General features: G+C 72.7%; 2 protein-coding genes. Both read right to left on the reverse strand.

Annotation, left to right across the window (positions count from 1 at the left end):
* Nucleotides 1-2,077 (reverse strand): type I polyketide synthase (locus VF665_RS18455; protein ID WP_331054926.1); only part of this gene is annotated, 2,077 nt, incomplete at its 3' end.
* Nucleotides 2,078-2,235: 158 nt separating this feature from the next.
* The coding region (locus tag VF665_RS18460) for an AMP-binding enzyme (protein ID WP_331054927.1) at nt 2,236-2,879 on the reverse strand (644 nt) is incomplete at its 5' end.

A 2,879-nucleotide genomic window follows, 5' to 3' on the forward strand; every position in this document is an offset into this window, starting at 1 on the left:
TCACCACGCAGTGCGCGGCGCTGTTCACCGCGGCCAGCGACACGGCGGCGGGAAGGAGCGGGGCCACCTGGGCCTCGGGCATGGGCACGGCCAGCATGGCCCCCGCGGGAAGCGACTGCATGAGCCGCCCGCGCGCGGCCACCAGCGTGAGTGCGTTGTCGAGGGTGAACACGCCGGCCAGGCACGCCGCTACGTACTCGCCGATGCTGTGGCCCAGCATGGACTCGGGGTGTACGCCGCGGCTGATCCACAGCTTTGCGAGCGCGTACTCGGTGGCGAACAGCGCGGGCTGCGTAAGCCGCGTTTCCTGCAGCAGCGCGGCGGCTTCGGCTTCCGCCCCCGGGGCGGGAAAGAGGGCCGTGCGCAGGTCCATTCCCAGCTGGGGCGCCAGCGCATCGGCGCAGCGGTCCAGTTCGGCGCGGTACACCGGCTCCCGCGCGTACAGCTCGCCCGCCATCCCGGGGTGCTGGCTCCCCTGGCCGGGAAAAAGGAACGCGACGGGCGGGCCGTCGGCGGCGCGCCTGACCGTGCCCCGCGGGGGCGCGGCCAGCGCGGCCCCGGCCCCCTGCACGTCGCGGACGGCCGCGGCCCACCGGTAGCCGTGGGCGGCGCGTCCTTCCTGCAGGGTGAAGGCGACGTCGGCCAGGGGCACGTCCGGGTTGTGCGCCAGGTGAGCGGCGAGGTTGGCGCGCATCCGTTCCAGCGCGGCCTGGCTCTTGGCGCTCAGCACCACGAGCTGTGCGGCGTCGGTCGCGGGCAGGGCGGGAAGGGCGGGCGCCTCCTCCAGCACGGCGTGCACGTTGGTGCCGCCGATGCCGAAGGAGCTGACGCCGCCCCGCCGCGGCGCGCCGTCGCTCCCGGCCCACGGGCGCAGCGCGGCGTTCACGAAGAAGGGCGAGTCGTCAAGCCCGGTTTCGGGGTTGGGGGTTTCAAAGTGCAGCGTGGGCGGCACGAGGCCGTGCTTTACCGCCAGCACGGTCTTGATGAAGCCCGCGACCCCCGCCGCGGTGTCCAGGTGGCCCACGTTGGGCTTTACCGCGCCCAGAGCCACCGAGTGTCTGGCCGCGGACCCGCCGAACACCTCCTTGAGGGCCGCGACCTCGATCGGGTCGCCGAGCGGGGTCGCGGTGCCGTGCGCCTCCACGTAGCCGATGTCGCGGGGCTCCAGGCCCGCCAGCGCCACCGCCTCGGCGACCGCCCGTGCCTGCCCCTGCACGCTGGGCGCGGTAAAGCCGATCTTTCCCGCGCCGTCGTTGTTGATGGCGGAGCCCTTGACCACGGCGTGAATGGAGTCGCCGTCGCGCAGCGCGTCCACCATCCGCTTGAGCGTCACCACCCCGGCTCCGGAGCCCACCACCATCCCCGCGCCGCGCGCGTCGAAGGTGCGGACGCGGCCGTCGGGGGAGTTGATGCCGCCTTCGTGGTACACGTATCCCGCGGCCAGCCGGGGCCAGATGGTGGCGCCGCCGGCCAGCGCCAGGTCGCACTCGCGGTTCAGCAGGCTCTGGCACGCCAGGTGAATGGCGACCAGCGAGGTGCTGCACGCAGTCTGCACCGCCACGCTGGGGCCCCGCAGCCCCAGCTTGTACGACACGCGCGTCGTAAGGAAATCCTTGTCGTTGCTGAAGACGACCAGCTCCCAGGGCACCTGCGCGGCCAGCTCCTCGTCCTGCATGACGTGCGACAGGTGGGGGCTGAAGCCGGAGCCGCCGTACACGCCGATGCTGCCGCCGAAGCGCGCCGGGTCCACGCCTGCGTCCTCGAGGGCGCTCCAGGCGCACTGCAGAAACACACGGTGCTGCGGATCCAGCACCTGGGCCTCCCGCTGGCTCACGCCGAAGAACGGGGCGTCGAACTCGAACAGGTCGCCCAGAGCCCCGTGCGCGGGGACGAACGACGGGTGGCGCAGCAGCTCGGGAGAAGTGCCCTCGGCCAGCAGCTCATCGTTCGAGAAGAAGCGGATCGCCTCCACCCCCTCGCACAGGTTCCGCCAGTACTCGGCCGGGTCGCGCGCGCCGGGAAAGCGGCAGCTCATCCCCACCACCGCGATCTCGTCCTGCCGGTCTTCGAACTCCATGATGACTTCCCTGTCGTTTTCCGGTGGGGGCCGCACGGGCCCGGCGTCCACAGCGTGGTGATTTCCGTCGCGTTCCGAGTGCCCCGGGTCCCGGATCAGGCCGCGCACGGACGGTTCGCCCGTGACGCGGAGATCCGGGAACCCGGGGCCATATGGGTTCAGCCGCTCCTGGCGCGGCGCCGGGAATTCCTGCGCTCTTCGGCCCGCGACCGGCTGTCGGCCAGCTCGCTCGCGGCGCCCGTCTCTTCCGCGCCCAGGTAGCCGGCCAGCGCCTCCACCGTGGGGTAGCGGAACAGGTCCACCATGCGCAGGTCCGCGCGAAGTTCGCGCACCCGCGAAAAGACACGGCTCAGCAGAAGCGAGCTCCCGCCCAGGTCGAAGAAGTTGTCCGACACCCCCACTTCGGCCACGCGCAGCACTTCCTTCCACGCCTCGGCCACCCTGCGCTCCAGCTGGTTGCGGGGGGGCAGCGAGGCCGCGGCGGGCGTGTATCCGGGCTCCGGCAGCGCCTTGCGGTCCAGCTTGCCGTTGGGGGTAAGCGGCAGCGCGTCCAGCAGCACGAAGGCGCTGGGGACCATGTGGCCGGGAAGGCTGGCGCGCACGTGCGCCCGGAGGGTGTCCACGTCGCCGTCCGCGGCGGCGTAGGCCACGAGCCGCGGGTCGCCCGGCTCGTCCTCGCGCACCACGACCACGCAGTCGCGCACGGCGGGGTGCCGGCGCAGCACGGACTCGATCTCGCCCGGTTCGATGCGGAACCCGCGGATCTTCACCTGGTGGTCCAGGCGGCCCAGGTATTCCAGCG

The sequence above is a fragment of the Longimicrobium sp. genome (assembly GCF_036387355.1).
GTDB lineage: Bacteria > Gemmatimonadota > Gemmatimonadetes > Longimicrobiales > Longimicrobiaceae > Longimicrobium.